Source organism: Flavobacterium fryxellicola (assembly GCF_900143245.1).
GTDB classification, from domain to species: Bacteria; Bacteroidota; Bacteroidia; order Flavobacteriales; family Flavobacteriaceae; genus Flavobacterium; species Flavobacterium fryxellicola.
In genome coordinates, this window is record NZ_FRDK01000010.1 from 99,104 (window position 1) to 125,371 (window position 26,268).

At 36.2% G+C, this 26,268-nt stretch carries 22 protein-coding genes; 19 read left to right on the top strand and 3 right to left on the bottom strand.

Annotation, left to right across the window (positions count from 1 at the left end; translation table 11 throughout):
• The first annotated feature begins 11 nt into the window (after nucleotides 1–11).
• The 15 genes from BUA03_RS13550 (at nucleotide 12) to BUA03_RS13625 (ending at nucleotide 14,649) form a co-directional block, all read left to right on the top strand.
• The gene (locus BUA03_RS13550; protein ID WP_066076609.1) at nucleotides 12–1,412 is read left to right on the top strand and encodes an MBL fold metallo-hydrolase; all 1,401 of its coding nucleotides are present in this window, start codon (nucleotides 12–14) and stop codon (nucleotides 1,410–1,412) included.
• A 12-nt stretch (nucleotides 1,413–1,424) separates the two neighbouring features.
• Entirely contained in the window at nucleotides 1,425–1,742 is a 318-nt protein-coding gene (locus BUA03_RS13555) for a rhodanese-like domain-containing protein (protein WP_066076612.1), read from the top strand.
• Nucleotides 1,743–1,826: 84 nt separating this feature from the next.
• On the top strand, nucleotides 1,827–2,042 hold the full coding sequence (locus BUA03_RS13560) for a hypothetical protein (protein ID WP_066076614.1): 216 nt from the start codon (nucleotides 1,827–1,829) through the stop codon (nucleotides 2,040–2,042).
• Nucleotides 2,043–2,048: 6 nt separating this feature from the next.
• Nucleotides 2,049–2,243, top strand: coding sequence for a DUF6132 family protein (locus BUA03_RS13565; RefSeq protein WP_066076617.1), 195 nt, complete (start codon nucleotides 2,049–2,051; stop codon nucleotides 2,241–2,243).
• Nucleotides 2,244–2,369: 126 nt separating this feature from the next.
• A complete protein-coding gene (locus BUA03_RS13570) occupies nucleotides 2,370–2,678 on the top strand; it encodes a DUF202 domain-containing protein (RefSeq protein ID WP_066076620.1) in 309 nt (102 codons plus the stop codon).
• Between the two features lie 73 nt (nucleotides 2,679–2,751).
• Nucleotides 2,752–3,966, top strand: coding sequence for an MFS transporter (locus BUA03_RS13575; RefSeq protein WP_066076623.1), 1,215 nt, complete (start codon nucleotides 2,752–2,754; stop codon nucleotides 3,964–3,966).
• 61 nt (nucleotides 3,967–4,027) lie between these two features.
• Complete coding sequence (locus BUA03_RS13580) at nucleotides 4,028–4,597, top strand: TlpA family protein disulfide reductase (protein WP_066076626.1); 570 nt, start codon at nucleotides 4,028–4,030, stop codon at nucleotides 4,595–4,597.
• A gap of 96 nt (nucleotides 4,598–4,693) precedes the next feature.
• Nucleotides 4,694–5,263, top strand: a complete 570-nt coding sequence (locus BUA03_RS13585) for a YeeE/YedE family protein (protein ID WP_394333634.1) — start codon at nucleotides 4,694–4,696, stop codon at nucleotides 5,261–5,263.
• 10 nt (nucleotides 5,264–5,273) lie between these two features.
• Nucleotides 5,274–5,771, top strand: a complete 498-nt coding sequence (locus BUA03_RS13590) for a DUF6691 family protein (protein ID WP_066076630.1) — start codon at nucleotides 5,274–5,276, stop codon at nucleotides 5,769–5,771.
• Nucleotides 5,772–5,777: 6 nt separating this feature from the next.
• Nucleotides 5,778–6,851: a c-type cytochrome gene (locus BUA03_RS13595; RefSeq protein ID WP_066076633.1), complete on the top strand. Its 1,074-nt coding sequence runs from the start codon at nucleotides 5,778–5,780 to the stop codon at nucleotides 6,849–6,851.
• A 16-nt stretch (nucleotides 6,852–6,867) separates the two neighbouring features.
• Nucleotides 6,868–7,293 carry a DsrE family protein gene (locus BUA03_RS13600; RefSeq protein ID WP_066076637.1) on the top strand — a complete coding sequence of 142 codons (426 nt, stop codon included), beginning with the start codon at nucleotides 6,868–6,870 and terminating at the stop codon, nucleotides 7,291–7,293.
• Between the two features lie 512 nt (nucleotides 7,294–7,805).
• A complete protein-coding gene (locus BUA03_RS13610) occupies nucleotides 7,806–9,086 on the top strand; it encodes an OmpP1/FadL family transporter (RefSeq protein ID WP_066076643.1) in 1,281 nt (426 codons plus the stop codon).
• Nucleotides 9,087–9,483: 397 nt separating this feature from the next.
• Nucleotides 9,484–11,094 (top strand): bifunctional metallophosphatase/5'-nucleotidase, encoded by a 1,611-nt coding sequence (locus tag BUA03_RS13615; protein ID WP_066076645.1) that lies wholly within the window; start codon nucleotides 9,484–9,486, stop codon nucleotides 11,092–11,094.
• Nucleotides 11,095–11,418: 324 nt separating this feature from the next.
• Nucleotides 11,419–13,113, top strand: coding sequence for a bifunctional metallophosphatase/5'-nucleotidase (locus BUA03_RS13620; RefSeq protein ID WP_066076731.1), 1,695 nt, complete (start codon nucleotides 11,419–11,421; stop codon nucleotides 13,111–13,113).
• A gap of 105 nt (nucleotides 13,114–13,218) precedes the next feature.
• Nucleotides 13,219–14,649 (top strand): OprD family outer membrane porin, encoded by a 1,431-nt coding sequence (locus tag BUA03_RS13625; RefSeq protein ID WP_066076648.1) that lies wholly within the window; start codon nucleotides 13,219–13,221, stop codon nucleotides 14,647–14,649.
• Between the two features lie 8 nt (nucleotides 14,650–14,657).
• On the opposite strand, the gene BUA03_RS13630 is transcribed toward BUA03_RS13625, so the two are convergent.
• Entirely contained in the window at nucleotides 14,658–15,350 is a 693-nt protein-coding gene (locus tag BUA03_RS13630; protein ID WP_066076651.1) for a LytR/AlgR family response regulator transcription factor, read from the bottom strand.
• Complete coding sequence (locus tag BUA03_RS13635; protein ID WP_066076654.1) at nucleotides 15,347–16,378, bottom strand: sensor histidine kinase; 1,032 nt, start codon at nucleotides 16,376–16,378, stop codon at nucleotides 15,347–15,349. The genes BUA03_RS13630 and BUA03_RS13635 overlap by 4 nt, the downstream gene beginning before the upstream one ends.
• A gap of 162 nt (nucleotides 16,379–16,540) precedes the next feature.
• Here BUA03_RS13635 and BUA03_RS13640 point away from each other — a divergent pair, with 162 nt between their 5' ends.
• Genes BUA03_RS13640 through BUA03_RS13650 form a run of 3 tightly spaced genes read left to right on the top strand, consistent with a single transcriptional unit; the run spans nucleotide 16,541 to nucleotide 22,304 of the window.
• Complete coding sequence (locus BUA03_RS13640; RefSeq protein WP_066076656.1) at nucleotides 16,541–17,926, top strand: TolC family protein; 1,386 nt, start codon at nucleotides 16,541–16,543, stop codon at nucleotides 17,924–17,926.
• A 12-nt stretch (nucleotides 17,927–17,938) separates the two neighbouring features.
• On the top strand, nucleotides 17,939–21,223 hold the full coding sequence (locus BUA03_RS13645) for an efflux RND transporter permease subunit (RefSeq protein ID WP_066076659.1): 3,285 nt from the start codon (nucleotides 17,939–17,941) through the stop codon (nucleotides 21,221–21,223).
• Complete coding sequence (locus tag BUA03_RS13650; RefSeq protein ID WP_066076662.1) at nucleotides 21,213–22,304, top strand: efflux RND transporter periplasmic adaptor subunit; 1,092 nt, start codon at nucleotides 21,213–21,215, stop codon at nucleotides 22,302–22,304. The genes BUA03_RS13645 and BUA03_RS13650 overlap by 11 nt, the downstream gene beginning before the upstream one ends.
• Nucleotides 22,305–23,022: 718 nt before the next feature.
• On the opposite strand, the gene BUA03_RS13655 is transcribed toward BUA03_RS13650, so the two are convergent.
• Nucleotides 23,023–23,469: a tellurite resistance TerB family protein gene (locus BUA03_RS13655; RefSeq protein ID WP_066076665.1), complete on the bottom strand. Its 447-nt coding sequence runs from the start codon at nucleotides 23,467–23,469 to the stop codon at nucleotides 23,023–23,025.
• A gap of 472 nt (nucleotides 23,470–23,941) precedes the next feature.
• On the opposite strand from BUA03_RS13655, the gene katG reads away from it, so the two are divergent.
• Nucleotides 23,942–26,191: a catalase/peroxidase HPI gene (gene katG, locus BUA03_RS13660; RefSeq protein ID WP_066076668.1), complete on the top strand. Its 2,250-nt coding sequence runs from the start codon at nucleotides 23,942–23,944 to the stop codon at nucleotides 26,189–26,191.
• Nucleotides 26,192–26,268 lie beyond the last annotated feature (77 nt).

A 26,268-nucleotide genomic window follows, 5' to 3' on the forward strand; every position in this document is an offset into this window, starting at 1 on the left:
AAATAAACGATATGTATTTCCAACACATTTACGACAAGAGTCTTGCTCAGGCAAGTTATTTTATTGGCTGTCAAAAAGCAGGAGTAGCCGCAGTTATCGATCCAAAAAGGGATGTTGACACCTACCTTGAAATTGCCAAACAGAACAATATGAAAATTACTCATATTTTAGAAACACACATTCATGCTGATTTCCTTGCTGGATCCAGAGAATTAGCCGCATTGACGGGAGCAGAAATGTACCTTTCAGCGGAAGGCGGACCCGATTGGAAATATGAATTCCCCCACGTTGACCTAAAAGATGGTGACATTTTAAAAGTAGGAAACTTAAAAATTGAAGTAGTTCACACGCCCGGACATACTCCGGAAAGCATCAGTTTTCTGTTAACCGATACGCCTGCCAGCGATGAACCAGTAATGTTATTCACCGGTGACTTTGTATTTGTTGGCGATGTAGGAAGACCTGATTTGCTTGAAAAAGCAGCAGGTATGATAGGAACGCAGGACATTGGTGCCAAACAAATGTACCAATCGATTAATAAATTCGATGCATTACCTGAATATATTCAAGTATGGCCAGGCCACGGAGCAGGTTCTGCTTGTGGAAAAGCTTTGGGAGCAGTTCCAAGCACCACTGTAGGATATGAAAAAATGAGAAACTGGGCTTTTCAGCATAAAAACGATGAAGCTGGATTTGTGAAATATCTATTGGAAGACCAACCGGAACCGCCTAAGTATTTTGCCATGATGAAAAAACTAAATAAAGTAGATCGTCCGCTTCTTACTGCTGTTCCTAAATTGAAAAAATTGGATTACAATGAATTATCAGCAGCTTTAGCAAAAGGAACTAAAATGATTGATGCCAGAGATAAAACAGAATTTTCTAAAGGTTTTGTTCCGGGAAGCATCAACATTCAAGGAAATAATTCTTTTGCCACTTGGGCTGGATGGTTTCTGACTTATGAAGAACCTTTTGTCTTGCTTGCCGATGAATCACAATTAGACGATTTGACCAGAAAACTAATGAGAATAGGATTAGACAACATTCAAGGGTACATTCCTTCTACTAAAATATGGGAAGAAAATGGCAATTCTTTAGAGACTGTAAATCAAATTTCATTGGAAGAATTTAAAGCCTTACAACAAGAAAAAGACGTACAAGTGGTTGACCTTAGAGGTGTTGCGGAATACAACGCAGGTCATATCAAAGGTGCTGATAATGTATTTGTAGGTACTTTAGTAAATAATCTGGACAAAATAAGTAAAGATAAAAAAGTAGTAATCCATTGTCAAGGTGGCGACAGAGCGGCAATTGCTTATTCATTATTAGCACGAAACGGCTATAAAAATGTGCTTAACTATTCTCCTGGAATGAATGAATGGATTAGCCAAAACAATTCTGTTGAATATTAAAAAATCTCAATTATGTTCGGAATTTTCAAAAATATGTTTTCTAAAAAAGACACAACACAAATGGAAAAGTTAATAAAAGAAGGTGCGTTCCTCGTAGATGTTCGCACACCGGCAGAATTCTCAGAAGGCCATGTAAAAGGATCAACCAATATTCCGTTGGATCAGGTGACAAGCCAAATGGAAAAATTCAAAGGAAAAGAAAATATTATTGTTTTCTGCCGAAGTGGTAATCGCAGCGGTCAGGCCAAAATGATTTTGGAACAAAATGGTTTCAAAAACGTTACCAATGGCGGCACTTGGCAAGACGTAAACGAAGCGATAAGTAAATAAACTTCAATAAATTTATAATACTGTGCAGTTTAAAACAAAAGCGTTTTTTTGTTTTAAACTGCACAATTATTTAAAAATCAAGATATGATACAAAATATTTACACCAATTGGAACTACATCAGAGTAATCCGTTTGGTTTTAGGGATTTTTGTGATGATTCAAGCTGTTTACACTAAAACTTATTTGTTCCTGATTCCCGGAATTCTATTTACAGGAATGGCGCTTTTCAATACTGGTTGTTGCGGTTCAAATGGTTGCGCTATTCCAAAATCAGAAAATAAAAAACAGCAAGAAGAATAATTTATAATGAAAAAAGCAATTATCATAACAGTTATTGGCGTAATTCTAGGAGCAGTTACAGGCTATTTATATTATCTTAATATCGGTTGCGATTCCGGAACTTGTGCCATCACATCCAAACCTCTAAACAGCACCTTATACGGTGGGTTAATGGGAGGCCTGCTTTTTAATATGTTGGTGAAATCACCTAAAAAAAATTAAAATTTTAAATTGATATTAAAATAGGTAAATTTGAAAGTCTTTGAAAGAAAATGTATTAATTTTTTCTTTTGTATCCATCAAAGAATGTTGTAATTACCTTTAAAATCAATACGAAAACTAAATACTATGGAAGAGAAAAAACCAGCAAACAAAGATTTAATTTTAAGAGAAAAACTAGCATTGCAACGAACTACATTAGCTAATCAATCCACATTTCTTGCCTTTTTGAGAACGTCAATGTATTTTTTGATTGCAGGTTTAAGTTTGAGAAATCTGTTGAAAATTGAAAATAGTTTACTTATTGAAATCGCACTTTTTGTCGCTTCGTTTGTCATTTTTATTTATGGAACTCTCAACTATTTTAAACATAAAAAATCCATATCCGAAAATAAAAAACACATAGGCGACTACCAATTAGAATATTACAAATTGTAAAAGTATTCCCTTTTTGTTCCTAACTTCTATTCCCTCTGAAAAACTGAGATTTAAAATCAATAAAAAATAGCAATTGACAACAAATACAACCAAACTTGGGCTTAAAGAAAATTGGAAACAATTTACTATTTTAGTTATAGTCAATGCTTTTGTTGGCGGAATGATAGGAATGGAACGAACTATTATTCCAAAGTTTGCCGAGAGTGAATTTGGTATTGCTTCTAAAACGGCTATTCTGTCGTTCATAATTGCTTTTGGAATTACAAAAGCCATTACCAACTATTTTACGGGCAGGCTGGCGAATCGCTTCGGGAGAAAAAATTTGCTTTTAATTGGTTGGATTCTCGCCATTCCCATTCCTTTTATTTTGATCTATGCGGAATCTTGGAATTGGGTCATTTTTGCCAATATTCTGTTGGGAATCAGTCAAGGACTCACTTGGAGCAGTACGGTAGTGATGAAAATTGATTTGGTTGGAGAAAAAGACCGTGGCCTGGCGATGGGACTCAATGAATTCGCCGGTTATTTTGCCGTTGGGTTAGTTGCATTTCTGTCAGGTTATATCGCTCAAAAATATGGAATTACGCCCTACCCTTTTTACTTGGGAATCGGAATTTCTATACTTGGTTTTCTATTGACTTTGTTTTTTGTGAAAGATACCCGAGTATTTGTTCACCAAGAAAATACGACCAATACAACTGAAAAATTAGACAATATTTTTCTCGAAACCACTTTCAAAAACAAAACGTTAAGCGCCGTAACGCAAGCAGGATTAGTCAATAACCTGAATGATGGTATGATTTGGGGACTTTTGCCAATTGTGTTGCTTTCTTTGAATTATGATTCTCAGAATATTGGAATTATAACAGCCATTTATCCTACTGTTTGGGGTTTTGGACAATTGATAACCGGAAAAATGTCAGATGTTTATTCGAAAAAAAAGATGCTGTTTTGGGGAATGTTACTACAGGGAATAGCGATACTTTTTATTCCTTTTGCGGAACAATTCTATCAATTGGCTGCCATTTCAGCATTTTTAGGATTGGGAACGGCTTTGGTTTATCCTACTTTTTTATCTGCCATCGCACAGGCGACAACTCCGCATCAAAGAGCGGAAAGCATTGGTACATTCAGACTTTGGAGGGATTTAGGATATGCGATAGGTGCCATCATTTCAGGAATTACCGCTGATTTATTTGGAATCAATTATGCTATTGTTTTGATAGGCGTGATCACCATTGTGTCGTCGATGATAATTGAAATCCGAATGCCAAAAGACAATCTATAAAATAATAACCTCTAAAATAGAATCAAACATAAGATCTTTTTAGAAATTAATCATTTAAAAAATGGAACCAAAAAAATCAAAAAAATCTACTATCCAAAATATTGTTTTTATCGTATTGATAGCACTTCTTCTGTTTAGTCCGTTAGGCACTTTTGTAAAAGTACAACTCAACCGCTTAATTGCCTTTTCGCCCAAAACAATTGCTGTAACAGATCAAAAAATACTTTCCACTTATCAATGGCAATTAAAAGACGCCACCAGAAAGACTGTGTCACTGGAAGCATACAAAGGAAAAATAATATTCATTAATTTCTGGGCCACATGGTGTCCGCCATGTATTGCCGAAATGCCAAGCATTCAAAAATTATATGTTGATTATCAGGATAAAATTGTCTTTTTATTTGTTACGACCGATTCCTTTGAAAAGGCAAATGCATTTTTAATCAAAGAAAACTTAACGCTTCCTGTATATCAATCACTTACAAATCCTCCAATAGAAATGGAATCATCTACAATACCGGCGACGTATCTTATTGATCAATCAGGAAATGTAATTGTAGCTAAAATTGGTGCTGCCGATTGGAATAGTGATTCGTTCAGAGAAAAGTTAGACGAGTTATTAAAAAAATAAAAACAATGTCATTTGTCACTTTTTTATTCTTGTGTGACAAAAGTAACATAACTACTCATTTATAAATCTAACCTTTGCGGTTATAAAAAATTAAATATGGAAATTTTAGAATTAATCAGAGAACCTTGGCCATGGTACATTGCCGGTCCATTAGTTGGACTTACAGTTCCGGCTTTGTTAATCATTGGAAACAAATCATTTGGTATTAGCGCGTCATTACGTCACACTTGCGCGATGTGCTTACCGGCAAACATTAAGTTTTTCAATTACGATTGGAAAAAAGAAATCTGGAATATGTTTTTCGTTTTCGGGATTTTATTTGGCGGTGTGATCGCATTTAGTTTTTTATCGAATCCAAATCCAATCATCATTGATGGAAATCTAAAAACGGAATTGGCAGGCTACGGAGTGACAGAAATTTATGGAATGCTTCCGGAACAATTATTCTCGTGGGAAAGTTTATTTACCAGTAGAGGCTTTTTCATGATCGTTGTTGGTGGCTTTTTTATCGGTTTTGGTTCTCGTTATGCGGGAGGTTGCACTAGTGGCCATTCTATTTCCGGTTTGGCTAATTTACAAATGCCTTCACTGATTGCAACCTGTTGCTTCTTCATTGGCGGATTGATTATGGCAAATATTATTCTACCATTTATCCTTTCATTTTAAACTACGAATTATGAACATAAAAGATCAAAATACAGATTTCGAAACGCGTTCCTTAGATACTTCTTGTGTCAATGAAAGTCAATTAGAACACAAATGGTACCACAATTTAAAATACTTAGTCATCGGTATTTTGTTTGGTATCGTATTTATCAAAGCTGAAGTGATCAGCTGGTATCGCATTCAGGAAATGTTTCGTTTCCAATCTTTTCACATGTATGGAATTATAGGAAGTGCCGTTGTGGTGGGGATGATATCCGTTTTCCTGATTAAAAAATTCAATATTAAAACCATTTATGGCGAAAAAATTGAATTCCATGATAAAACCTTCAACAAAGGTCAGGTTTATGGCGGACTCATCTTTGGATTGGGTTGGGCAGTAACAGGAGCTTGTCCTGGTCCATTATTTGCACAAATTGGAACAGGTGCTACAGTTATGATTGTCACCTTATTTTTTGCAATAGTGGGAACTTGGGTCTATGGATATTTTAGAGATAAACTACCTCATTAAAAAAATATGATTCCAGAAAAACAAAATATAGTCCTATTTAAATCGCTGGTCAAAAAACTGATTTATCTGTTTACAACCATTATCTTCATGATAATGGTTGTTTTCATTGTTTTGTTTTTTAATACATCAGTCAGCGCTTGGTTTAAAGAAAGTGATACGGAAATGGATTCCCTTTATGTCGATGCAGAGAAAAAGGTGATTTTGCAAAATGAAATGGCAAAATTCTGGAAACCTGCCGATATCAATTTGATTAAAGATGCAACTTTAAAGCAAGAAGTTGAATACGGAAAAGATCTAATTGCGCATACGGCTAAATATTTGGGGCCTAATGGTAGTGTGAAACAAATCACTAATGGTATGAATTGCAACAATTGCCATCTGGATGCCGGTACAAAACCTTGGGGAAATAACTACGGTTCCGTAAAATCGATGTATCCAAAAATGAGAGCGCGAAGCGGGCAAGTGGAAAATCTTTACAAAAGAGTCAACGACTGTCTGGAAAGAAGCTTAAACGGTCTGCCTCTTAACGAAGATGACAAGGAAATGAAAGCCATGATTGCCTATATTGAATACATTGGCAGTAATCTCCCTAAAGGAAAAGAAGCAAATGCCTCTGGAATCTATGATTTAGAATATTTAGACAGAGCTGCTGATCCTGTAAAAGGAAAAGAATTATATGATGTTAAGTGTGCAAGCTGTCATCAGGTAAATGGTGAGGGAATTTTGGCAGCAGATAAAATAGAATACACGTATCCGCCACTTTGGGGCAACAATTCATATAATAGTGGTGCAGGATTGTTTAGAATCAGTCGTTTTGCAGGCTATATAAAATACAATATGCCATTGGGTGCAACGTATGAAAGCCCTCAATTATCCGATGAGGAGTCATGGGATATCGCTGCTTATGTTGAAAACCAACCAAGACCATCGAAAGATTTAAGTAAGGACTGGCCTGATATTTCCAAAAAACCAGTCGATCATCCTTTTGGACCCTATTCAGATAAATTTACTGAAACACAGCATAAATTTGGGCAGTTCAAACCAATAAAAGAAGAAAAAAAGAAAAAGGAAAAAAAGTAATTTTTAAAAATCAATAATGAAAAATCTAACGATTTTATTTGTTCTGTTATTTGGCTTGATATCCATTGGTACATTTGCTCAAAAAAGACAGAGCAAACACAAAATAGTATTTCAGTTCACCAATGCCAATGATACCATTCAACAGAAAGCGTTTGCAAACCAGCTATATAATTTAACCGCGCATTGGCCTAAAGCAAAATACGAAGTGGTGGTTTACAACATGGGATTAGAGTTTTTAATGCCCTCAAAATCAAAACATATCGCAGCAATTAAAGCGCTACATGCCAAAGGGGTTCGTTTTTTAGTATGTGAAAACACAATGACAACTAGAAAAATAACCAAAGAGCAGTTCATCCCGGAAGTAGAATATGTGGCCGCCGGTATTGCCGAAATTGTCGAAAAACAGGAACAAGGCTGGAGTTATATCAAAGGAGGATTTTAAATAATTCCTGTGAGACATCTATAAAATCATTGTAGCTAAGCAGTTTAATTTATATCAGCGTAATCAAAATCAAAGTTTATATTTTGATTCAAATTGATATTCTAGTTTACAGAACATCACTACGCAACATTTTTATATTTTCAATAAATTATAAATAGTTCGATGTTCTTTTTGTATCCAATATCATTTTTAAAATAGATGGAGAAGTTGTGTCAAAATCACGAAATCGATTTCGTAAACATTAAAATAAAAATTCTCTCATAAATGATGAATTCAATTGGTCATTAAAACAGTACAAATCAGCACAATATGTTGTTAATTTGAATTTTTAGCAACTAATCGTTTTAAAGAATAAGAACCAAAATTAAATATAAAAACTACTAAAAAAAGCATTATTTCGAGTGTTCTGCATAATAAAATGGACAGAAAAATATGTTTATAACCCGTTTGAATAAATATCATAATTAAAAATAAAAAACCTATTAACCACCACAAATAAACCATAACAACCTATGAAAAACGTACTCACTATTACATCGATTTTCTTTTTTACTACCCTTTTTGCACAATCAGGACATTTAATGCAGGGAGTTGGAGCCGCGAATATGTCGATGGGCGGCGCTTCAACGGCGCAACCTATTGATATCAGTGGTGCTTTAAAATGGAATCCCGCGGCAATATCCGCATTTGAAGGAAGCACAATCTCTTTAAATGTAGGTTTGTTTGTGGCAAATCCGCAAATTTCATCGACTGTTCCTACGCCTAATGGACCAATGAGCGGTACCTCTACTGATGTAAAAAGCAATTCAATTATGCCTTCTTTGGGTTTTGTTTATGGAAAAAAAGATAGTAAACATACCTTTGGTGCATTCGCATTTGGAGTAAGTGGTTTTGGTGTTGATTTTCCTGAAAGCACGACAAACCCAATAAATATGCCTCAATCTATGGGTGGTTTTGGAAATTTAACTTCCAATTATATGATGCTTCAAACTGGTTTAAGTTACGCTTATAAACTATCTAAATCGGTTTCTATTGGTGTAAGTCCAAACTTCAATATTGCTACATTAGAATTAAAACCAAACCCTACCGCTAATCCGACAATGGCTGGTTATCCGACTACCAATAATGCTATAGCAACAGGTTTTGGAGGACAAATCGGTATTTTTTACCAAAATGAAGAAGGTTTTAAATTGGGAGCCAGTTACAAAACTGAACAACAATTCTCTAATTTTGAATTTGAAAACACCTATTTAGACAATTCCCGTTCGGAAAACTCTTTTAAAATGTATTTTCCTGCAATTTATTCATTAGGAGTTGGATATTCAAACAGTAAATTAGATTTAGCATTTGATTTCAGACAAGTAGAATACTCAAGAACAGAAGGTTTTGAAGATTATGGCTGGTCTGCAACAGGTGCTGTTAAAGGTTTTGGTTGGAAAGACATGCAAGTATTATCTTTAGGAGCACAATACAAAGGAATCAAAAAATTACCTCTCAGAGTAGGTTATACCTATAATACCAATCCTATTAAACCGGAATTAGCATTTTTCTCAGCCTCTGCACCTGCAGTAATTCAGAATGCTTATCAGTTTGGTTTTGGATATGAATTTTCTGAAAAATTAACCTTTAATACGGTATACCATAATGCTACAAGTGACGGCAGTAGTGAAGGACCTATATACAACCCAATGTTAGCTGGGCAAACTAATCCATTAGGGACAGTTCCTAATAGTAAAGTTTCTTACAAAATGGATACAAGTATGCTAATGCTGGGTATTACGTACAAAATATAATTAAAAATAATAATTATTTTCAGTGAATAATATGGAATCAAATAACAACCGAAGAAATTTTCTAAAATCAGTGGGAACACTGAGTTTGGGCGCGACGATTATTTCGCCTTTGTCTGCTTTGTAAATATAAATCAAATAGAAGAAATGAAACTGGATGCCGTACTTGACCGAAGTAAACCGCAAACAATTTCTATTCTTCAAACCACCCCGTGCATTGTCAGATTCATCCGCATGATGAGTTATTTTGGGAAAATGGAAAAGCAGTTTTTAGAAAAACGGGCGGTTATGCGTACACGGCAACGGTGTTGAAAAAATTAAAATCTGTTTGATAAAGCATTGTAACAAATGTTACAATTAAACTTCTATAAGGAAGTTAATTTAAATACCTAACTTAAAAATGACATATACCAAATTTATTAGTCCAGTTCTAGTATTCACTTCAATTTTAATTGTAAGCTGTAGTTCAACGAAAAAGTCAGCAACTATAGGTAAGCCAAATGCACCAAAAGTTCATTCAATTTCTATCCTACATACTAATGATATGCATGGGTCTTATATGCCGTTTGAAACTAATTTAGGGAATGCCACAGCCCAAACAGGAGATTCTATAGACAATTTTATGGAATTTGAGCGTAAAGGGGTGATTGGGGGATTCGCATATATGGCTAGTGCTATAAAATCTGTCAGAAAAAATAAAGGTGATGAGAATGTGATGTTATTAGATGGTGGAGATACTTTTAGTGATGATCAATTAGGTAATCTAACAAGAGGGGAAGCTATGATTAAATTGATGAATGAAGTTAATTATGATCTTATGGCTCTAGGAAATCACGATTTTGACTACGGTCTTGAAAGAACAAATGAATTGCAGTTGCTTGCTAATTTTCCAATCCGAGCAGCAAATATTATTGATAAAAAAACAGGAACTCCTATTTATGGTGAGCCTTACGTAATTATAAATAAGCAAGGGATTAACATTGCTATTCTTGCTTTAAGCTATAGAAACACCCCTCTTACAGGAAATCCTAAAAACGTTGAAGGCTTGGAATTTGGAACAGGTATTGAAGCTGTTAAAAAATATCTTCCAATTATTTCTAAAAAGGCAGATATCATTATTTTGCTATCCCATGAAGGAATGGCAGTAGATCAAATAATTGCCGAAGAACTAGAAGGGGTAGATCTTATTGTGGGTGCTCATAGTCATGATGCTATTTCACCACCCATGAAAATAAACAACACCTATATAGTTCAGGCGCTCTCTGATGGCGCAATATTAGGAGAAACGGAAATGCAAATAAGTAATAATAAAATAATAAGCCTTAATACAAATTTTCATTATCTATGGCATGATAAAATGACTCCGGATGTTCAAATTCAGGAGATGGTAAAAGATCTTAGAAAGCCGTATTTATCAAAATTAGAGGAAAAAATCACTAAAACAGATACTATTATTGGAAGACAATATAAATCTGAAAGTCCTTTTGATAAAATGGTTACTACCTTGATGATTGATAAATTTAATGTAGATGCTGGATTTTTACCAGGAGTTGGATATGGAATATCATTAAAAGGAAATATCACTTCTGAAGATATCTTTAATTTATTGCCGCATCCAGCCAAAATTGTTACTTTAGAAATGACAGGTAAACAGATAAAAGTAACGTTGGAGCAAACCGCAACTAATTTAAAACCTACAGATAAATTGAAAGCCGTAGGTGGGCTAATCCAATCTTCTGGTATACAATACAATCTAAACCTAAAAAAACCTGTTGGGCAAAGGGTAAATGATATAAAGATTAAAAATGAGAAATTAGATCTGGGAAAAACATATAAAATTGCTACTCACACAGGGATGTTAAGTGGAATCCACAATTATGAGGAATTTGGAAAAGGTGTAAATATCAATATTACTGATACTATTCTTACCGAGTTTGTATTACAAAATCTTAGAGAATTAAAAGAACTGTCTTTTCCTAAAAGAATGGGAGAGGTAACTATTACTAAATAACCGCTTTCTTACACATCCAACTCTAGGTGGAATTAAATTAAATGAAGTTTAATTTAAAATAAAGGAAAAGGATGGAGTAAATGCGGGTTTATGGAAAATAACACGTTCTCTTAATTTATTAAAAGCAGAAAATATTTCTCCTGACAAAATTGATATAGTTGTGGTTATCCATGGTTATCCTACTTATTTGGTAATTTTTGTACGAATAAAAAATATTTATACGTTTGAACAATAATAATAATAATTTCAGAAAAGCACTAAATGAGTTCTTGCTTTTTTTAAAAATTTACAAACAAATCAACTTTTAGAACTCACATGAAAAAAATGACCAATAAACGAAGAAATTTTATAAAATCATTGGGAACATTAGGCATCGGAGCTGCTATTATTTCGCCTATTTCTGCAATTGCAAATACAAATCAGACGGAAGAAATAAACCTGGATAAAAAAATCGACAGTACTAAACCACAAACGATTTCTATTCTTCAAACTACCGATGTGCATTGTCAGATTCATCCTCATGATGAGTTATTTTGGGAAAATGGGAAAGCCGTTTTCAGAAAAACTGGAGGTTATGCTTATATAGCAACAATGCTTAAAAAGTTAAAAAATAAAAACCCGCTTACATATACCATTGATACTGGCGATATGTTTCAAGGTAGCGAATTAAGCGTTGAAACTACTGGTGAAGCGTTTATTCCTATTTTAAATGCACTGAATTACGACCTATATCTTCCTGGAAACTGGGAAGTAATTTACGGAAAAAAGAGAATGCAAACCCTGTTGGGTTCGCTGGACGCTCCAAAAATATGTACCAATATGTACCATGATTTAGGCGAAGGAAAACGAGGCGAACTTATTTTTCAACCCTATACTATTTGGCATATTGCCGGAGCAAAAATTGGATTTTTAGGCTACACGGATCCATTGGTTCCCTTGAGACAAAGTCCAGATTACAGCAAAGGAATTATTTACACCCATCCCGAAGAAAACTTGGCTCATTATGTGGATGTCCTCAGGAATCAAGAACAATGCAGTTATGTTATTATGATTGCACACCTTGGTTTATCGCAGCAAATAGCATTAGCAAACATGCCACAATGTGAGGGTGTCAATTATATTTTAGGAGGGGACACACACGAAAGAGTCCGCAAACCAATAGTTTGTAAATATTCAAAAGTGGTAGAACCGGGAGCATTTGGTTCTTTTATTGGAAAATTAGATTTGACCGTTTTAAACGGAAAAGTGATAAGTGATAGCTATGAACTAATTGAAGTTGATTCTCCAAAAATAAAACCGGATGCTAAAATCGAAAAATTATTAAAAGAAAAAGAATCCGTTTATCAGGAACAAATAAATAAGGTTATAGGATACAGCACAATTCCTTTGTACCGCTATTTTGTGGTAGAAAATCCTATTGACACGATGATTCTGAATGCTTTACACTGGAAATTCCCTGAAGTTGATATTAATCTATCGAATGGATTCCGCTTTTGTCCGCCAAAAACAACTCCGGATCAGACTGGAAATATTCCAATTACAAATGGATTTATTTTTGATATGCTTCCTGTAGACAGCACGGTAAGAACAGCACAAGTTACCGGAAAGAAATTGAAAAACTGGCTGGAAAAAGAATTAAACAATGTTTTTGCCGAAGACGCTTCAAAACGTTTTGGCGGCTGGGTCGTGAAGTTCAAAGGTATGGAAGTACGATTTAATGCCTTCGCAGAAATGGACAAAAGAGTTGAAAGTATTACGGTAAAAAATATACCATTAGATCCTGAAAAAATGTATTCCATAATGGCCTGTGAACGTGATGGAGATCCTGTGGACATGCTTTGCAGAATGAAAGGCGTTATGGATGCCAAAAACACCAATGCAACTTTACATTCGGTAATGAAAGAATATTTAAAACAAAACTCTCCCGTTACGCCTACACCTCAAAAAAATGCGGTAATTCTTGATGCTCCTGAAACACTGTTAACTCAGGTTACCGGCGTTGATTATACTTTCAGATAGCATTCTGAACATTTAATTTCTTCATATAATTTACCCGATTGTGATAAATGTTACCTACATTTATTACTGTCGGGTTTATTTTTGTTAAAAATTAAAGACTTACAAATGAAATCTTTTTTCTCTATATTAACGTCAACTTTTTTACTTTTAATAAGTATCCATTCCTCGGCACAACATCAGGAAATTTCCGATAAACCATCTATTTGGAAAGAGAAAGATGATGAGAAAATTGATTCCACTTCGATTTTAAATGCTTTCAAAAACGGAAACTTCAGCGGTCATTTTCGCTATTTTTTCATGGGTACAAACAATGAAAGTGGCTTATCCGATTATTATGCAAATGCAATTGGCGGCGGCGTAAAGTTTGAAACCGCTAAATATCATAATTTCCAGTTTGGTGTCAGCGGCTATTACATTTATGATATAGGCTCTTCTGATTTTTCTAAAAAAGACCCGGTAACCAATTTATCCAATAGATATGAAGTAGCACTTTTTGATTTTCAAAATGTTTCAAGTAAAGGCAATTTAAGCCGGTTAGAGGAATTATATTTAAAATACAACTACAAAAATTCTAATGTAACACTTGGAAAACAACTGCTAAATACGTCTTTCATAAACCTGCAGGACGGCAGAATGCGACCTACAGAAGTCGATGGAATTTGGATCGATTTTAATGAACTCAAAAAAACTAAAATTAATGTGGGTTTCCTTTACGGAATTTCGCCAAGAAGTACCATGAAGTATTTCAGAGTTGGAGAATCGATAGGAATTTACCCAACAGGCGTCAATCCCGATGGAACAAAATCGGATTATGCAGGGAATTTAGACAGTGACGGAATTTATATTGTTGGTATACAAAATGAATCGATAAAAAATTTAAAAACGCTTTTGTGGAATCAATATGCTGAGAATATATTCAATTCGGCACTATTCCAAATGGACTATAAATACGATTTAAATCCCAACTCAAAACTGCTTTTCGGTTTTCAAACGATTTACCAAAACGCACTGAATTTTGGCGGAAATGAGGACCAAAGCAAAACTTATTTTGAAAAAAATGGTAATTCTCAAACTTTTGGGGGAAGAATAGGCTGGCAAAATAAAAAAATAGAAATCACTTTAAATTACAACCGAATAACGGCTAAAGGCAGGTATTTAATGCCCAGAGAATGGGGACGAGACCCGTTTTATACCTTTATGGCCAGAGAACGGAATGAAGGTTTTGGAGATGTTAATGCAGTAATGACCAAAATACAATACACGAATCCAAAAAAGACATTCAAATCTCATCTTGCTGTGGGCTATTTTGATTTGCCGGATGTGAAAAACGCTGCAATGAATAAATACGGATTGCCTTCTTATGTACAGACCAATGCTGATTTTCGTTACCAATTTCAGGGCTTGTTAAAAGGGTTTGATGCACAATTATTGTATGTACACAAGTTTAATGTGGGTGAAACCTATGCTAACAAAAATTACATTTTCAATAAAACGAATATGAGCAATATCAATTTTATACTCAATTTCAATTTTTGATCTGTAGACTATTTTAGATTTAATCGCTCCGTCAATGCCCTTCTATAGGTAATGCCTACCGGGATTTTCTCATTATTAATGATGACCGTATTCCGCTCCCAATCTTTAATTTTAGCAATAGCTACTATGTAGGATTTATGAACCCTCATGAAAAGTTCCGAAGAAAGACTATTTTCCAGTTCATTGGTCGTCATCGAGGCAAGATAGACTTTTTTGAATGTAAAAATTTTGACATAATTACCGCAACTTTGGGCAAAAAGAATATCGTTTACATTCAAATCCACCATAAAACCATCAATTTTTACTGCAATAATCGGGTTCATTATTTCGGCCTTTTCATCAGTGAAAGAGGACAAGAAACGTTCTACCGATTTTAAAAAACGCGGATAATAAATGGGTTTTAATAAGTAATCAAACACTCCGAATTCATAACTCTCCAAAGCAAATTCCGAATAAGCCGTGGTCAGCATTGTTTTGGGCGGATCAGTTAGCGTCCGTAAAAGCTCCAGACCTGAAATCTCCGGCATGTCAATGTCTAAAAACATCAAATCAACAGGATTCGACCGCAAATAATTTAAAGCTTCAATACTGTTGTAACATTGCTGCACTACTTCCAATTGCGGGTTTTGGCTGATATAGTTTACCAACACATAATGAGCGGCAGGTTCATCATCTACAATAATACATTTTCTTACGGTCATGTTTGGCGGAGTTCAAGTACTAAATTAACGGTATAATCGTGCTCGTTTTGCGTGATTTCAAGTTGGTGTTTTTTCGGATATACAATTTCCAATCTTTCTGTTGTATTTTTTAGACCAATTTTGGTAGAAACCACTTCTTTTTTATGCTGTGGAACTGAATTTGCTACATTCATATGCAATTTTCCTTTGATCACCTTTAGGTCAATCGTTACAAAACACTTTTCGATCGTAGCGGCTCCGTGTTTAAAAGCGTTTTCAATAAAAGTAATCAAAACCATCGGTGCAATTTCATACTTTCCTTCCTGATCGCATTCGTAATCAAAATCAATACGGCAGCGGTAGCCTACTCTTTCTTTTTCCAGCTGAATGTAACTGGAAATAAACGCAATTTCGTTTTCCAAAGAAACAAATTCTTTGTTCCCCTGCTCCACCTGATACCGCATCAGCTGCGAAACTTCCATAATCATTTCCGAAGTACGTTCCGGATATTGCAGACTAATTCCGTAAAGCGTATTCATCGTATTAAACAAAAAATGGGGATTAAACTGGTTTTTTAATGCATTAAGCTGAACCTGATTGGACAACATTACTTTGTTGGCTTCCTTTTTTTGTGCTCTGTAATGTTCTAAAATCTGTATGGTTCCCAAAATACAAACCAGCGTCCCGGACAACGTAGCAAACTGAAACTGATACGTTTTTTGATGGGATGATTTGTATAAAAAGCAATTTTTATAAATAAACTCGTTTGAAACTTGATATAAAAAGACTGTAAACAATGCTATTAACCCAATGGTAAAAATTATATATAAAACCGGTTGGTGTTTTTTTAATAAAACCGGAAGCAGAAAAACACGATTGAGCTGTGCATGAAAATACAGTACGAAAAAATAAAGCAAACCGTTACTAAAACCTTTCCAACTTTGTATAAAAACCCAGTCGTTCAGTGTAAAAAGGATAAAAGAAAAAACTAAAATAGCCGTTTCCTGTTCCCATTTATTTTCTAAAATCGGTTTAAATTTCCATTTCATTATCCTATATTAAAGTCCCAAAGGAACAACATATAATTTGAATACAAGCCGATTGAGTGACCAATTCAATTGGTCATTTATAAAAAGTGTTCGTCATTTATAACCTTCCAAAAAGAAATACTCCGATTAGTTTTGCCATTCAAATTTATTCCTACTATCATAATGACAACAAAAAAACTAATCCTTTTTCTATTTCTGGTTTTCTTTTCCGAAGGTTTTTCTCAGATGCTTCCGCTAAGAGAGGCTTTAGAAACTGGAATTACCAATTTTGGAACGATAAAAGCAAAAAGCAACTATGTAGCTGCTTCCAAAGAAACAATCAAACAGGTTCGCAGGGACTATCTGCCAAACGTTACACTCTCTGGCCAACAGGATTTTGGAACCGTTAACGGTCAAAACGGACCGCTTTATGGTTTTGGAGGACTCGGAGTGGCTTCCTCAGGACTTCCGTTAGAAAAGCAAAATTGGAATGCGGCTTTCGGTGCCTTATATCTGGTCAATGTCAATTGGGATTTTTTCACTTTCGGAAGAATGCAACAAAAAATCAATCTGTCCAAAGCGGATTCCCAGCGTTACGAAAAAGATTTGAATCAGGAAAAATTCCAGCATAAAATTAAAATTGCAGCCGCCTACCTCAACTTATTGGCGAGTCAGCGATTGTTGATTTCCCAAAGAAAAAATCTGGAACGATCGATGGTCTTTCAGAATATTGCAGCGATAAGAGTAAAAAACGGACTCTTGGCCGGAGTAGATTCTACACTGGCGTCCGCCGAAGTTTCCCGATCCAAAATCACACTGAATCAGGTGAAAGACCAGGTTAAAGAACAAAACAACAAACTCATCGCGCTGATGGGCGTTTCCATTCAGGATTTTGTACTCGACACTACTTTTGTCACTACAATCCCAAAAGCAATACTAGCACAGGAAACCTCAAATGAAAGTTTGAATCCGATATTGGAATATCATAAAAGTAGAGTTGCTTTTAGCGAAGAACAACTTCGTCTTTTTAAAAAGGAATACTATCCAACCTTCAGTTTATTTGGGATCTATCAAGCCCGGGCTTCCGGTTTTAATTCGGATTATGCCACAAATCAGAACTCTTTTTCCCAAAATTATTTAGACGGCATTAATCCCTCCCGACAAAATTATCTATTCGGCGTTGGCGTAACCTGGAACCTGACCACTATTGCTCGTGTGAGCAAAAAAGTCAGTGCCCAGAAATGGATTTCCGAAGGTTTACAGGAAGAATACAATGTAATCGACCAGCAATTAAAAATTCAGTCGGATGCGGCTGATGCCAAAATGAAATACGCTCTGGAAAATTATGTTGAAGCCCCAAAACAGGTTCAGGCGGCACAACAGGCCTATTTGCAGAAAACCACTTTGTATAAAAACGGAATGACCAATCTCCTCGATGTCACACAGACTTTATACACATTGAACCGCGCAGAAACTGACCGCGATATTATTTATACCAATGTCTGGCAATCGCTTTTGATGAAAGCCGCAGCCACGGGAGATTTTGACTTATTTATAAATGAATTTTAATTATTTACAAGAATGAATATAATACGTTTTGCCCTTCGCAAACCCATCTCCATAATGGTGCTGGTTGCCGGATTATTCTTTTTCGGAATTGGTGCCGTCCGTGATATCAAAGTCGATATTCTGCCCGAGATGAATCTTCCCGTTATTTATTTGGCGCACTCGTTTGCGGGTTACACGCCCAATCAAATGGAATCCTATTTTGCCAAAAATTATGTCAATGTAATGATTTTAGCCAATGGTGTAAAAGATATCGAGACCAAGAATATTCAGGGACTCACACTGATGAAAGTGACCTATTATGAAGGTACTAATATGGCCCAGGCCGCTTCTGAAATCAGTGCGCTGTCCAACAGAATCCAGTCCAGATTTCCTCCGGGTTCACAGCCTCCCTTTATCATTCGATTTGATGCTTCCTCATTGCCTGTAGGTCAATTGGTTTTGAGCAGTAAAACCCGTTCTAATAATGAACTTCAGGATTTGGCAAACGTATATGTAAAGGCTTCGTTCACGGCTATACCTGGATTGTTGTCTCCGCCTCCATTTGGTGGAAGCCCCAGAACTATTGAAATTAATGTAGATCCCGATTTGCTTCGTGCGCATCAGCTGACAGCGGATCAAATTGTGGAAGCCATCCGTACCAATAATAAGACGGCACCTTCAGGAAACCTGAGAATTGGGGATATCAACTACATCATTCCTACGAACAGTACCATTAAAGAAGTGAAGGATTTTGAAAAAATACCGTTATTCAAAGGTGGTGTCCAGAATCTATACCTTGGTGATGTGGCACAAGTGAAAGATGGCGCCGATATTACTGCTGGATACGCTTTGGTCAATGGAAAGCGCTCCGTTTATATCAGTATTGCGAAGGCCGGCGATGCATCGACTTGGGATGTTGTCCAAAAATTAAAAGCACATCTCCCAAAAATCCAGAGTACTTTACCCGATGATGTTACGCTGTCGTATGAATTTGACCAGTCGGTTAATGTGATTAATTCCTTGAAAAGTTTAATTATCGAAGGGATTATCGGCGCCGTTCTTACAGGACTAATGGTTTTATTGTTCCTTGGTGATCGAAGAGCCGCGTTGATTGTCATACTCACCATTCCTATTGCGATTATTTCGGGTGTGTTATTCTTAAAACTATTCGGACAAACCATCAATCTGATGTCTTTAAGCGGATTGGCTCTTGCTATTGGAATCCTGGTAGATGAGAGTACGGTGACTATCGAGAATATTCATCAGCATTTGGATATGGGCAAACCCAAAGCCTTGGCTATTTGGGATGCCTGTAAAGAAATAGCCTTGCCCAAGTTGTTGATCCTGCTTTGCATTTTGGCCGTTTTTGCACCTGCTTTTACGATGACCGGAATTCCCGGTGCCTTGTTTCTGCCATTGGCATTAGCAATTGGATTTTCGATGATTGTCTCTTTTTTACTTTCGCAAACCTTTGTTCCGGTGATGGCCAACTGGCTGATGAAAGCGCATCCAAAGAAAGATCATCCTTCGAATATTACCGATGATGAAGCGGAGTTTAATGCGTCTGGACTGACCCCAGAATCCGAAGAAGATACTTTTGACCAGAAAAAAGTTCTGGTTCAAAGAGCCGACTTCAACAATGACGGCAAAATCAATTTTTTTGAACGATTTAGAAACCGGTATATGCGATTCATCAATCGGCTATTTGACTATAAAAAACCGGTTACACTGGTATATCTTTTCGTATCCGCCGGTTTGGTGTTGCTGCTGTTGAATACTATTGGACAGGATGTATTCCCAAAAGTCAATTCGAGTCAATTCCAATTGAGACTGCGTGCGCCGGACGGAACCCGTTTGGAAAGTACCGAAGATAAAGCAATAACAGTGCTCAACGAACTGGAAAAAATGATTGGCAAAGAACATGTTGCGATATCCTCTGTTTATGTGGGTCAGCATCCGGCCATATTTTCCGTTTCACCCATCTATTTGTTTACGGCCGGACCTCATGAGGCGGTTTTCCAGATTGGATTGAAAGATTATCATGTGGATATGGATATTTTCAAAGATGAATTCCGCCAGAGAATCAAAAAAATATTGCCCAATGTCAAAATTTCTTTTGAGCCCATCGAACTGACGGACAAAGTGCTGAGCCAGGGTTCCCCTACTCCGATTGAAATCAGGATAGCCGGAAAAAATAAAAAGCGAAATGAAGCCTATGCCAAGAAACTCATCGCAAAACTGAATAAAATTGACTATTTGAGAGATGTACAGATTGCCCAGCCCATCAAATATCCAGCGCTAGACATCACAATTGACAGAACACGTGCAGCCCAATTAGGGATTGATATGAATGACATTTCGCGTTCCCTGATTGCTTCCACTTCTTCGTCCCAATATACCGAAAAGAATATCTGGGTAGATGAAAAAGCAGGATTCTCCTATAACGTTCAGGTTCAAGTTCCTTTAGACAAAATGAAAAGTGAAAATGATCTGAAAGAAATTCCGTTGCTGAAGAATGCATCCCGTCCGGTTTTAAGTGATGTGGCTACAATCACGCCTTCTTTCACTTATGGAGAAAATGACAATATTGGAGCCATGCCTTATATTTCTGTGACAGCAAATATGGATCACATTGATTTGGGAACCGCTTCCAAAGCTGTTCAGCAAAGCATTGACTCTCTGGGCGAACTTCCCAGAGGATTGTTCGTAGAGCAAATTGGATTAAGCACGGTTTTAAAGGAAACCATGAGCAGTCTGCAAACTGGTTTATTGATTGCCATAATGGTAATTTTCCTAATGCTTGCCGCAAATTTTCAGTCTTTCAAAATTTCATTGGTCATCTTAACCACGGTTCCCGCCGTTGTTTTAGGTTCCTTATTACTACTTGTGATTACAGGTTCTACTTTGAACTTGCAATCCTACATGGGAATTATTATGTCGGTGGGAGTTTCTATTGCCAATGCCGTTCTAATCATTACCAATGCAGAACAGCTGCGAAAACACAATGGCAATGCGCTACAATCCGCACGTGAGGCCGCTTCGTTGAGGCTTCGTCCCATAATTATGACCAGCATTGCCATGATTGCCGGAATGCTCCCGATGGCCATCGGACATGGAGAAGGCGGCGACCAGATTTCCCCGCTAGGAAGAGCCGTGATTGGCGGATTATTATTTTCAACCTTTACAGTACTTCTTATTTTACCGCTCATTTTCGCGTGGGCAATGGGTAAAACTCCGGTACACTCTTTATCCTTAGATCCAGAAGACAAGGAAAGTCAACATTATATCTCATCTTTACACCCTCAAAATGAAAAATAAATTATTAAAAAAATCGTTTCTGTTTGTAGTCCTTGCCATTGTTTTAACTGCCTGCAATACTTCTGAAAAGAAAGAAATTGCAGCTATAGAAACTGCTCCGGTTATCGAAACCTTTACCATCAGTAGAGAAAAATTAGCTACCGAACTCCGTCTTCCGGCGGAACTAACCGGTTTTCAACAAGTGGATATTTATGCCAAAGTGAGTAGTTTTGTCAAAGAACTCAAAGTTGATATTGGTTCGCAGGTTAAGAAAGGACAAGTCCTCCTCATTTTAGAAGCACCTGAAATCAGTTCACAATTGGCGGCAGCCCAATCCAGACAGCTTTCGCAAAAAGCCATTTATACGGCCAGCAAAAGTACTTTCGAAAGGCTTTTTGAAACCAGCAAAATAGAAGGGACGATTTCCAAAAATGATCTGGAACAGGCAGCAGCCCGAAAAAATTCCGATTACGCCCAATATCAGGCAAGCCAAGCTTCTTATAAAGAAATTACGACTATGAAAAGCTATTTGGTAATCCGTGCTCCTTTTAATGGTATTATCTCGGCTAGAAATGTCAATCTCGGTGCGTACGTTGGTCCAAATGGGAAGGGATCAGAGTTGCCTCTATTTACCATTCAACAACAAGAAAAACTGCGATTATCCCTATATTTACCTGAGATTTACACTGGTTACCTTAGCAAAGGCGACGGGCTTAGTTTTACTGTTAAAGCGATAAACAACGCAATTTTTGAAGCAAAAATTACTCGAATGTCTGGAGCGTTGGATAATAAATTGCGTTCCGAATTAGTAGAGCTAGATGTGCCAAATTCAAGCAAAATATTATTACCAGGAATGGTTGCCGAAGTCTTCCTGCCGTTAATCGCAAAGAAAAGCACGTATGTAGTACCAAAAACTGCAGTGATTACCTCTAGTTTAGGCCTATATGTACTCGTTGTCACCAATGGAAAAACCTATAGAACCGCGGTAAAAACCGGCCGTATGCTCAAAGAGCGTGTCGAAATTTTTGGTGAAAATCTAGAAAATGCTGTGCTTGTAAAAATTGCTTCTGAGGAAATAAAAGATTATACTGCAGTGAATTAAATTCTTGATTAGTTATTATTAAAATATTTGGTATAAAATTGGATTATTTCCTAATTTCTAACCATTACTTTTAGGTGATAAACGAACAAAAAATGGACTTAAATTTTTGCTTGGATAAATATAAAATTAGTATCACTTAAAAGAGATGTCACTAAATAGATCATAATAGCAGATGGGAGTACTATATGTGAAAGTATAGGAACAAACCTTGTGATGTATTCATCAGAGTTTACTGTAGAACCAACCTTTTAAATTAGGTTGCTAAATAGATGTCCTTAGATACATCAGTAGTAAAACCGTTATCCCTATTGTGTTGTATCAATCTAAATGGTAAAACTTCTTAATCAAATAATCCACAATAAAATAGACCAACACACCCACAAAGGCAAGTGTTAGTAGTAAACTGATGAGGTTGAGTACAATATTAGGAATAAACTTCAACCGAGGATGCGTAAGCACAGGCTCGCGATGCAGTCTGGCGTGAAAGGCTTCCTTTGCTATTTTGATTTTCTTTTTGATAGTAAATTATTTTTTAAAACAATAATATGCCTATAATCAAATTTAATACTAAGGTCTTATTTTGAAGAGTCTAAAGTAAGCAATTATTTTAATATACGTCGGTTTTGAAACAAGCAGAATATTTCTGAATTGAAAGACGCTGCTTGTTTAACTATTTCATTACCGACAATTTTATCATAAGTATTCTTTTGGTCTCGGCTTAAATTCTTTTGATATTGCCTCTATTTTTTAAGAAAATAACTTCAATAATTTTACTGATCATTTCAGCCTCTATTTTTAACTGATTCGATAAAACTTCTATTATATTCTTTTCTTCTTTCTCTAATATTCCATCGGCGAGTAATACTTCTAATGCGAGGGCAAAAACGGTTTCTTTGTCTTCTTCTTTAATCTGATTACAACAGGCAGATATGTATTTTAATTGTCCAACCTCTGCTTTTAAATTAAATGATTTAGTGTAAAGAGGCGCAATATCGATTCCCACAAATTTCTCTTTAGAATGCAATAATCTTGATAATGAAGCTTTTTCAGAATCTTTAATTTGATTGTCGGCAGAAATACAGGAGTATAAAATCCCGACCCAAGCTTCAAAATCTGACGCTACCCAATTTTGATTTTCATTATTATTCTCTTCAAATGAACTCATGTCTAGTATTTGTTTTTTGGTTAAAGTTACTGCTTAGATTACAAAAGATCACTTGGTTTATGATTAAATTATCTTTTTATTTTTTAGCATGTTTTAACTTAATTCTAAATAAGAGAGATCAAAAAAAAATATATCGGTAACAGTTTTAAAAAACACGACGATCTAATATTAATAATACGGCATTAAATACTACTAACTTATATCAAAGGTTGCAGTATAAGTATCACGTATTAAAGTCTCAAATTAGTAGTAAAGTAGTAAAATGAGAAGTACATTTAATTCAATTTAAGAGTAAATTTTAATACGATTTTTAAATTTTAAAGTAGCGCAAAAGAGCTAGTACTAATTATTTTCATTAGAGTTAGCATGTCAAAACACGACTTATACTATAATTTTTATCTATTAAAAATTAAATTAGGTGCGGATACTTTGTATTAGATTTGCTCAAAGTAAATAAGAAATCGATAATACTATGCAAAATAATACGAAACCAACATCCTACAACGTCAACGAAGAAAGTAAATGCCCATTTTCTGGCGGAACTGCTCCAAAGCAAAGTACTGCACACGGATACAGCAATCGTGATTGGTGGCCAAATCAATTGAAATTGAACATCCTGCGCCAAAATTCCTCTCTTTCCAATCCGATGGGAGAAAAATTTAATTATGCTGAAGAGTTCAAATCTTTGGATTTAGAAACTTTAAAAAAAGACATCAAGGAGGTAATAACCACGTCTCAGGATTGGTGGCCTGCTGATTACGGCAGTTATGGTCCTTTCTTCATCCGAATGGCATGGCATAGTGCGGGTACTTACCGTATTGCAGATGGCCGGGGAGGTGCAGGTTTCGGAACACAACGTTTTGCGCCACTAAACAGCTGGCCCGATAACGCCAATCTAGACAAGGCGCGTTTATTATTATGGCCGCTAAAACAAAAATACGGAAAGAAAATTTCTTGGGCTGATTTAATGGTGTTAACAGGTAACTGTGCTCTTGAGTCCGCTGGTTTTGAAACTTTTGGTTTCGCAGGTGGACGTGAGGATGTTTGGGAACCACAAGAAGATATTTATTGGGGTGCTGAAAAAGAATGGTTGGCTCTTAGCAAAACTCCAAATAGTCGTTATTCTGGGAATCGTGAACTAGAAAATCCCTTAGCTGCCGTTCAAATGGGGCTTATATATGTAAATCCTGAAGGTCCTGACGGCAATCCTGATCCGTTATTGGCAGCTTCTGATATTCGGGAGACATTCAAACGTATGGCGATGAACGATGAAGAGACTGTCGCGCTTATTGCTGGCGGACACACTTTAGGGAAAACCCATGGTGCTGCTGATCCTAATAAATATGTGGAATCAGAACCAGCAGGAGCGTCAATTGAAGAGCAAGGCCGAGGATGGAAAAATACGTATGGTACAGGAAATGCAGGTGACACAATAACCAGTGGTCTTGAAGGTGCTTGGACTACAACTCCTGTAAAATGGAGCAATAACTACTTTGAAAACTTGTTTGGCTTCGAATGGGAATTGACAAAAAGTCCAGCTGGAGCACATCAGTGGAAACCAGTCGGTGATGCCGGGGCTGGCACGGTTCCAGATGCACACGATCCAGCAAAAAGTCATCAACCTTTCATGCTAACTACCGATTTATCGCTCAGAGTTGATCCTATTTATGAGAAGATTTCAAGACACTTTTTTGAAAATCCAGCCGAATTCAATGATGCTTTTGCAAGAGCATGGTTCAAGCTGACGCACAGAGATATGGGACCAAAAGTGCGCTACTTGGGATCGGAAGTTCCTGCCGAAGAATTAATTTGGCAAGATCCTGTTCCAGCACTAACACATCATTTAATTGACGAACAAGATATTGCTTCCCTTAAAGAAAACCTTCTTGCTTCAGGATTAACTGTGCCAGAATTAGTTAGTACTGCATGGGCATCAGCGTCTACTTTCCGTGGATCAGATAAACGTGGTGGAGCTAACGGAGCACGCATTCGTTTAGAACCACAAAAAAATTGGAAAGTTAACAATCCTCCCCGATTAGAAAAAGTTCTTGGTAAACTAAATGAAATCAAGAATAACTTTAACAATGCGCAATCAAGTGGAAAACAACTTTCAATGGCTGACCTTATTGTTTTAGGTGGTAGCGCCGGTATTGAAAAAGCGGCCACAAACGGAGGACAGCAGGTGTCAGTTCCTTTCACACCAGGAAGAACAGATGCTTCACAAGAGCAAACAGATATTGAATCTTTTGAAGTTCTAGAGCCACAAGCAGATGGATTCCGTAACTACGTTAAGACAAAATATACCGTTTCAGCGGAAGAAATGTTAGTTGATAAAGCACAGTTATTGACTTTGACAACACCAGAAATGACAGTTCTTGTAGGTGGAATGCGTGTATTAAATACCAACTTTGACCAATCGCAAAACGGTGTTTTTACAAAACAGTCAGAAGCTCTTACAAATGATTTCTTTATCAATTTACTTGATTTAGGGACTACTTGGAAAGCAATATCAGAATCAGATGATGCCTTTGTAGGAAGCGATCGTATGGCCGGTGGATTGAAATGGATTGGAACTCGAGTAGATCTAATCTTTGGTTCAAATTCAGAACTTAAAGCCATTGCTGAAGTTTATGGATATGCAGATGGTCAGGAAAAATTCACAAAAGACTTTATCGCAGCATGGACTAAGGTGATGAATCTAGACCGTTTCGACTTAGTATAATTTTAGATTTTTAATTTGTTTAAAAAGGTGATCTGGTAACAGTTCACCTTTTTTATTTGTACGTAAATTTAAGCACT

Coding starts and splice junctions, on each gene's coding strand:
- BUA03_RS13550 (WP_066076609.1), top strand. CDS start 12: ATGTATTTCCAACACATTTACGACAAGAGTCTTGCTCAGGCAAGTTAT.
- BUA03_RS13555 (WP_066076612.1), top strand. CDS start 1,425: ATGTTCGGAATTTTCAAAAATATGTTTTCTAAAAAAGACACAACACAA.
- BUA03_RS13560 (WP_066076614.1), top strand. CDS start 1,827: ATGATACAAAATATTTACACCAATTGGAACTACATCAGAGTAATCCGT.
- BUA03_RS13565 (WP_066076617.1), top strand. CDS start 2,049: ATGAAAAAAGCAATTATCATAACAGTTATTGGCGTAATTCTAGGAGCA.
- BUA03_RS13570 (WP_066076620.1), top strand. CDS start 2,370: ATGGAAGAGAAAAAACCAGCAAACAAAGATTTAATTTTAAGAGAAAAA.
- BUA03_RS13580 (WP_066076626.1), top strand. CDS start 4,028: ATGGAACCAAAAAAATCAAAAAAATCTACTATCCAAAATATTGTTTTT.
- BUA03_RS13585 (WP_394333634.1), top strand. CDS start 4,694: ATGGAAATTTTAGAATTAATCAGAGAACCTTGGCCATGGTACATTGCC.
- BUA03_RS13590 (WP_066076630.1), top strand. CDS start 5,274: ATGAACATAAAAGATCAAAATACAGATTTCGAAACGCGTTCCTTAGAT.
- BUA03_RS13595 (WP_066076633.1), top strand. CDS start 5,778: ATGATTCCAGAAAAACAAAATATAGTCCTATTTAAATCGCTGGTCAAA.
- BUA03_RS13600 (WP_066076637.1), top strand. CDS start 6,868: ATGAAAAATCTAACGATTTTATTTGTTCTGTTATTTGGCTTGATATCC.
- BUA03_RS13610 (WP_066076643.1), top strand. CDS start 7,806: ATGAAAAACGTACTCACTATTACATCGATTTTCTTTTTTACTACCCTT.
- BUA03_RS13615 (WP_066076645.1), top strand. CDS start 9,484: ATGACATATACCAAATTTATTAGTCCAGTTCTAGTATTCACTTCAATT.
- BUA03_RS13620 (WP_066076731.1), top strand. CDS start 11,419: ATGACCAATAAACGAAGAAATTTTATAAAATCATTGGGAACATTAGGC.
- BUA03_RS13625 (WP_066076648.1), top strand. CDS start 13,219: ATGAAATCTTTTTTCTCTATATTAACGTCAACTTTTTTACTTTTAATA.
- BUA03_RS13630 (WP_066076651.1), bottom strand. CDS start 15,350: ATGACCGTAAGAAAATGTATTATTGTAGATGATGAACCTGCCGCTCAT.
- BUA03_RS13635 (WP_066076654.1), bottom strand. CDS start 16,378: ATGAAATGGAAATTTAAACCGATTTTAGAAAATAAATGGGAACAGGAA.
- BUA03_RS13640 (WP_066076656.1), top strand. CDS start 16,541: ATGACAACAAAAAAACTAATCCTTTTTCTATTTCTGGTTTTCTTTTCC.
- BUA03_RS13645 (WP_066076659.1), top strand. CDS start 17,939: ATGAATATAATACGTTTTGCCCTTCGCAAACCCATCTCCATAATGGTG.
- BUA03_RS13650 (WP_066076662.1), top strand. CDS start 21,213: ATGAAAAATAAATTATTAAAAAAATCGTTTCTGTTTGTAGTCCTTGCC.
- BUA03_RS13655 (WP_066076665.1), bottom strand. CDS start 23,469: ATGAGTTCATTTGAAGAGAATAATAATGAAAATCAAAATTGGGTAGCG.
- katG (WP_066076668.1), top strand. CDS start 23,942: ATGCAAAATAATACGAAACCAACATCCTACAACGTCAACGAAGAAAGT.